Source organism: Geminocystis sp. GBBB08 (assembly GCF_016743215.1).
GTDB lineage: Bacteria > Cyanobacteriota > Cyanobacteriia > Cyanobacteriales > Cyanobacteriaceae > Geminocystis.
Map to the genome: position 1 here is coordinate 1 of NZ_VRZC01000183.1, position 7,100 is coordinate 7,100.

At 32.4% G+C, this 7,100-nt stretch carries 6 protein-coding genes; 5 read left to right on the top strand and 1 reads right to left on the bottom strand.

Features of this window, described 5'->3' with window-relative positions; genetic code table 11:
• The first annotated feature begins 11 nt into the window (after positions 1 to 11).
• The 4 genes from psbB to FWJ34_RS16845 all read left to right on the top strand — a co-directional run bounded on the left by psbB (position 12) and on the right by FWJ34_RS16845 (position 4,320).
• Entirely contained in the window at positions 12 to 1,544 is a 1,533-nt protein-coding gene (psbB, locus tag FWJ34_RS16830; protein WP_308256503.1) for a photosystem II chlorophyll-binding protein CP47, read from the top strand.
• A gap of 98 nt (positions 1,545 to 1,642) precedes the next feature.
• The gene (locus FWJ34_RS16835) at positions 1,643 to 1,738 is read left to right on the top strand and encodes a photosystem II reaction center protein T (protein WP_069790288.1); all 96 of its coding nucleotides are present in this window, start codon (positions 1,643 to 1,645) and stop codon (positions 1,736 to 1,738) included.
• A 288-nt stretch (positions 1,739 to 2,026) separates the two neighbouring features.
• A complete protein-coding gene (gene nrdR, locus FWJ34_RS16840; RefSeq protein ID WP_308256504.1) occupies positions 2,027 to 2,494 on the top strand; it encodes a transcriptional regulator NrdR in 468 nt (155 codons plus the stop codon).
• A 131-nt stretch (positions 2,495 to 2,625) separates the two neighbouring features.
• Complete coding sequence (locus tag FWJ34_RS16845) at positions 2,626 to 4,320, top strand: EAL domain-containing protein (RefSeq protein ID WP_308256505.1); 1,695 nt, start codon at positions 2,626 to 2,628, stop codon at positions 4,318 to 4,320.
• A gap of 104 nt (positions 4,321 to 4,424) precedes the next feature.
• Here the strand turns inward: FWJ34_RS16845 and FWJ34_RS16850 are convergent, their stop codons facing one another.
• Positions 4,425 to 5,966 carry a glycosyltransferase family 39 protein gene (locus FWJ34_RS16850; protein ID WP_308256506.1) on the bottom strand — a complete coding sequence of 514 codons (1,542 nt, stop codon included), beginning with the start codon at positions 5,964 to 5,966 and terminating at the stop codon, positions 4,425 to 4,427.
• 225 nt (positions 5,967 to 6,191) lie between these two features.
• Between FWJ34_RS16850 and FWJ34_RS16855 the strand changes: the two genes are divergently transcribed.
• On the top strand, positions 6,192 to 6,902 hold the full coding sequence (locus tag FWJ34_RS16855; protein WP_308256507.1) for a PHP domain-containing protein: 711 nt from the start codon (positions 6,192 to 6,194) through the stop codon (positions 6,900 to 6,902).
• Positions 6,903 to 7,100: the final 198 nt, after the last annotated feature.

Consider the following 7,100-nt stretch of genomic DNA (forward strand, 5'->3'; position numbering starts at 1 on the left):
GTGCCTAGTCAATGGGACTACCTTGGTATCGAGTACACACAGTTGTAATTAATGATCCCGGTCGCTTAATAGCAGTACACTTAATGCACACAGCATTAGTTGCAGGTTGGGCTGGATCTATGGCTTTATATGAGTTAGCTATATTTGATCCTAGTGATGCTGTTTTAAATCCTATGTGGAGACAAGGTATGTTTGTTCTCCCTTTCATGGCACGTTTAGGCGTGACTGGATCTTGGGGTGGTTGGAGTATCACTGGTGAAACAGGCATTGATCCGGGTTTTTGGTCTTTTGAAGGTGTGGCCATCGCCCACATCATTTTATCAGGATTACTCTTTTTAGCCGCCGTATGGCATTGGGTATTCTGGGATTTAGAATTATTCACCGATTCTCGTACTGGTGAACCGGCTTTAGATTTACCTAAAATGTTCGGTATTCATTTATTCTTATCTGGATTACTCTGTTTCGGTTTTGGTGCATTCCACCTAACTGGATTATGGGGACCTGGAATGTGGGTATCTGATGCCTATGGTTTAACTGGACACGTTCAACCCGTAGCACCTGAATGGGGGCCTGCTGGTTTTAACCCCTTTAACCCTGGCGGTGTCGTAGCTCACCATATCGCCGCAGGTATTGTTGGTATTATTGCCGGTTTATTCCATCTCAGTGTTCGTCCTCCCGAAAGACTTTATAAAGCTCTTCGGATGGGTAACATTGAAACTGTACTTTCTAGCAGTATTGCAGCCGTATTCTTTGCTGCTTTCATCGTAGCTGGAACAATGTGGTATGGTAATGCAACTACTCCTGTAGAATTATTTGGCCCGACCCGTTATCAATGGGATCAAGGATACTATCAACAAGAAATTCAGCGCCGAGTAGAATCTAGTATTGCTAATGGTGCTACCCCCGAAGAGGCATGGGCAGCAATTCCCGAAAAATTAGCCTTTTATGACTATGTTGGTAATAGCCCCGCAAAAGGTGGTTTATTCCGTACCGGTCCTATGGTTAAAGGTGACGGTATCGCTCAAGGTTGGTTAGGACATCCTGTGTTCAAAGATAAAGAAGGTCGTGAATTATTCTTACGCCGTCTTCCTAACTTCTTTGAAACTTTCCCCGTAGTTTTAACCGATGCTGATGGTGTTGTCCGTGCAGACATTCCTTTTCGTCGTGCAGAATCGGCTTTAAGTATTGAGCAAACTGGTGTCAGTGTAACTTTCTTAGGGGGAGATTTAGATGGTAAAACTTTTAGTGATCCTCTTGACGTTAAACGTTATGCTCGTAAAGCACAATTAGGTGAACCTTTTACCTTTGATACAGAAACTCTCAACTCTGACGGTGTATTCCGTACCAGTACTCGTGGATGGTTTGCTTTTGGTCATGCTTGTTTTGCATTACTCTTCTTTTTCGGTCATATTTGGCATGGAGCGCGTACTCTCTTCCGTGACGTATTCGCAGGTATTGATCCAGATTTAGATCCAGATCAAGTAGAATGGGGTTTATTCCAAAAAGTAGGGGATAAGTCCACTCGTCGTGCAGAATCTGCATAATTTTTACGAAAGGAAGGATGGAGAGAATTAATTTTATCTTCTTTCTATCCTTACTTAATGGTTTTAAACAATAAAAAAACTACAATATAGGAAAAAAAATGGAAAGTGTTGCTTATATTTTGGTGTTAGCTATGATGATCTCAGTTTTGTTTTTTGCTGTAGCTTTTCGTGAGCCTCCTAAAATTCAAAAATAGATTTTAAAAACTAAAGCGTTTAAACATTTTGTTATCGCTTTTGATTCATAAATTATTAAAAGTCTTTTTCATCTGTCTTGATTAAATTCATTATTTAGTTAAGATAGTAAAGAAAGAGGCTTTTTTTGTTTATTGTAAAGAGAAATTTCCTCAATCAAGACTCTCAACGCCTTATTTTTCAACATTTTTTTTCATCGAACTTAAGTAATTTCAATATCGAAATCCTCATTTTTTCTTAGGGGAGTAAAGTTTAATTCTTAATGGCCTATTCACTCAATTACAAAAAATATGCTATGTCCTTCTTGTAACTACGATAACACTAGAGTATTGGAATCTCGTACCACAGAGAAAGGACAGAGTATTCGACGCAGACGAGAATGTTTAAGATGTCGTCATCGTTTTACTACTTATGAAAGAATTGAATTTTTACCTATTACGGTGATTAAAAAAGATGGTAGCACAGAATCTTTCGATCGCTCTAAAATATTAAGAGGAATAGTTCGAGCTTGTGAAAAAACAGGCATAGATTCAGGCTTACTAGAGTCTTTAGTCGAAAATATTGAATCACATATAGAAGAAAAATTCCCTAGAGAAATAACCAGTGAAAATATTGGGCAATTAGTTTTAAGTTATTTAAGTAGTTTATCTGAAGTTGCTTATGTTCGTTTCGCTTCAGTCTATGGTAAATTTACCAGCATAGAAGATTTTGTAATAACTCTTAAAGATTTACAGAATAGACAAGAAAATAATAGATAATGAGGAATAAGTAATCAGTAATGAGGAATAAGCATTTTAATAATTTCTAATTGTTAACACCTAATTCCAAATTTCTGAAAATTGATCAAAATCTTTTACTCAAAACTTATTTAGTCTCAAAAAAACAAAAAATGAAACCTTTTAAAAATTCTAAATTAGCACTTTATTCAACTCTGGCTAAATTTAAACGTCCGAAAAGCTATCTAGGTAAAATAATGTTAGTGGCTTTTTTAGGTACTCATATTCCATTATTAACTCTTTTCTTTTATTCCATTAGCGTTACGACTCTGACTATAGATACTAAAATCCATGTACTTATTGTTGCTCTTATTGCTACTCTTGTAGGAACAGCCCTGACTCTGATAATTTTACAAAAGTTGCTTTTTCCAATTACTTTAACCGCTAAAGGATTACGTCAATATTTGGAAAATAATCAAATTCCCCAACTACCTACTCAATTTAAAGATGAAGTCGGTATTCTCATGGCAGATACTCTTTATACCATATCCAAGTTAGATGAATTAATTGAACAATTAAAAAACTACGATCGCCTTACGTCCTTACCTAATCGTCAACTATTTGAATCAAAATTAAAAGAAGAAATAGATAAAGCTCAAAAAAATCAAAGTTCTTTAGCTGTATTAATTTTAGACTTAGATGGTTTTACTAATATCAACAATAATTTAGGAAAAGAATCAGGAGATTTAGTTTTGCGTACCGTTGCTCAACAATTAACTAACTATGTGGGAAATACAGAATTATTAAGCAGAATTAATGCCGATGAATTTGCGATTCTCTATCCTAATTTAACATCCTTAGAAAAATTAAATAATTATTCTGAGCGAATCCTCAATACTCTAGCTCAAAAAATGTTAGTTAATAATGAAGATATTTATTTAAGTGCCACAATAGGGATTACGATTTATGATCAAGAAAAAGTTGAACCTCAAGAAATAATGAATCAAGGGGAAATAGCTTTAAATTTGGCAAAAGAACAAGGACGTAATACTTATCGTTTCTATTCAACAGAAATGAATGAAAAACTACGCCGCCGATTTGAATTAGAAAGAGATTTATATCGAGCTTTAGAAAGAGAAGAATTACAACTTTTTTATCAACCCCAAGTAGATATAGAAACAGGGAAATTTACGGGAGCGGAGGCTTTATTACGTTGGCAACATCATCAACATGGTTTTATTTCTCCTGCCTTATTTATTCCTATTGCCGAATCTAGCGATCTAATTATTTCAATTAGTAAATGGGTACTAGAAACAGCTTGTAAACAAAATCAAATTTGGACTGGCGCAGGTTTTCCTGAATTATGCGTAGCAGTTAATCTTTCAGCCAAACAGTTTCAACAACCTAATCTAATCAACGAAGTCTCAGAAATTCTCACCATAACCAATTTAAAGCCTAGTCAGTTAGAGTTAGAAATTACTGAAGGTTTACTAATTAATGATGTACAAAAAGCAATAACCACCCTTGAAGGGTTACATAAACTTGGATTAGTAACAGCCTTAGATGATTTTGGTACTGGTTTTTCTTCTTTAAGTTACCTAAAACGTTTTTCCATTGATTACTTAAAAATAGATCAATCTTTTGTTAGAGGCATCCCTCATGATGCTGATGATGTGGCAATTACTCGCTCTATCATCGCCCTAGCCCATAGTTTGCAAATGGGAATTATTGCTGAAGGTGTAGAAACTATTGAACAGGCAAATTATCTCAAAGATAATGGTTGTCATAAGTTACAAGGTTATTATTTTAGCAGACCTATTTGTTCTCAAGATTTTACCGAGCTTTGGGAAAAAAATTTAGAAGAGTGAGTAAAATTAACCGATGTCCTTTATTTTTCTCAAACCTATGGTAACAATGGGTAACAAGGGGTTTAAACCCCTCGCCTAAATTGCCCCAAATAGTTATTTTCTAGTTATAGTGTTAATTGATAAAGAAGGGGATAAATAGAATTTAACTTACTTTGATAAATGGTTTCTATCTTTTTTCTAAATTCAGGTGAAGGATTAAAAACATAAATTTCTGGAAATTCTTTATGAGGTTTAATCGGTGTATTGACATCTAATAATTGTAATTTAGTTTCTGGTTTTAAATTATGACTAATAGAAATTATATTCCCTTCATTGATGTCAAATTTTTCAGTGATAACTAAAGGATTTTCAGCTTGATTGATAATTTTAGCGATGGCAGGGTTATGATAACTAGGAGCTTTATTCCACCAAGTTTCGCTATTACTACTAATTAGATTAGATATAATGCTGACAGTATAAATTATTCCTAATATTATTGACCATATTTTCGATTTCTCTTCAATTTTCTTTCCTAAAGTATAGGCAATGGTTAAATAAATAGCTAGATAAGCGGGGAAAAAATATCTAGTCATACTTGATCTAATTCCGCCGAAAATTAAATCTGGTACAATTAATCCTAAAGTGGGAATAAGTACTAATAATAATAGATAAAGCCAAATATTTTTACTGTTATTTTTGATTAGAAAAAAGAAACTATAAAAAATTAAACTAAAAGCGAAAGTGATAAAAATATAAGTAGCCCAATGATATAAAGGTAAGCCTACATCAGCAAATAAACTGGTAAAATGTAAACCCCATAAATTAGCTAAAAATTCTAAAGATTCTTCTACATTTGTCCATTTTGTTTTATCTTTAAGAATCTGCAAATTTATCAATGTTATTAATATCCAAGGAGTAAATAAAATACCACTTATGATAGTAAAAGTTAAAAAATTTATATTTGTTTTTACTTCTAGTGATTTTCTCATTAAAAATATATAAACAATATTAACTATAGGAAGAAATGCCGATAATATAGAAGTATAAAAAGTTGCACTTAAACTTAAACTATATCCTAACCAATGATTGATTTTATTAGTCTTAATTGCCTTTAAAAAAAACCAACTTGATAAAATAATTGTTACCATCCATAAACTATATTCTCTAGCTTCTTGGCCGTATAATATTTGAATAGGTGAAATTGCGACAAAAGTTACACTAATTAAACTAACTAAGTTATGGTTAAACAATTGTTTCGATAAATAATAAATACCTGGAAAAATTAATAAACTAAATACAATAGATAAACTCCGATTAATAATAATTGAACTTCCTAATAAATCTTGCCAAAAACGTAGTAATAAATAATATAATGGCGGATGTTCAGGATGTTCTATTAATGAATTTAAAGTCGATGATAAAGGAGTTTTTGGTTTTAATATCTGTAATTCTAATAAGTCTTTTGCTGTGATAATTTTACCATTAAAAAAAGTTTCTACTATTTGATCTCCTTTATAACCCGCTACTCTTAAAGAGGTATAAACTTCATCGTGCCAATAAATTTTTTTATCTATATTAGTCAAACGGAAAAAAATACCGATAATAATAACAATAATTATTACTATTTTTAACCAAAATTCACGAGGTGATCGCCGATTATTTATCATGAAATAATATTAACTTTTTCAGTGAAACTTGCTTAATTTCAATATCTAATAGTATATAGCAATCTCAATAAACAAAGATAAATAAATAGGTAAGTATTTTTACTGATATAAATAATCGATATTATGGTGATAACAAATTTCTTAAGGATTTTTTAATGTTTACTGGTCAATGTCCACAAATTTTTGTTACATTGAAATTAATAATTCGTAATAGTTGAGCAAAATATGCTGTTAACAACAAAAAAAACAGTTCTCTTATCCCATAATCATAAAGCACAAGATATAGTAAAATTAGGATTAGTATGGGAAAATATTAATAATTTGAGTTGTCCTCACGATTATAATTTTCATCTACACACTAATTGTTCTGATGGGCAATTATCTCCAGAATCATTAGTTGAACAAGCCTTATCTATTGGCTTACAAGGATTTGCTATTACAGATCATCATAGTGTTAAAGGTTTTTATCGTGCCAAAAATTACCTCACAGAAAAATCTCACCTCAATCCTAACGCTGTTTTACCTCACTTATGGACAGGCATTGAAATTACTTCTGAATTAAATGGTACAAATGTTCATATCTTAGGCTATGGTTTTAATCCTGAAGCTGATATTTTACAAAAATACTTGACAGGAGAAGCCCCCACAGGAAAAAATGCCGATGCAAAAACAGTTATCAAAATTCTTCATCAAGCACAAGGATTGGTGGTGTTAGCCCATCCTTCTCGTTACCGCCGTAGTGCAGAAGAATTAATTTCTGAAGCCTATGAATTAGGTATTGACGGAGTAGAGACTTATTATGCCTATGGTAATCCTCATCCTTGGCAACCTAGTGAAAAACAAACTGCTATGGTGAGAAAAATGGCGAAAAAATATAATTTATATACAACTTGTGGCACTGATACTCATGGTAATAATATATTAGTGCGTCTTTAATTTATTCTCCGAGATTGTTAACATTTATTAATACCTAAGTAAGAAGAAAAAAGGTATTTTAATAGTAAGAAGCAGGAAATATTTAAACTTCAACTAATTGTATTTTTCCGTAGTAAAGATTTGTGACTATAGAGGGTAAAGAAAGATGAATAATTTAATGATTAATTTCTCTTCAGTGGATTTAAGCGATGAACAATT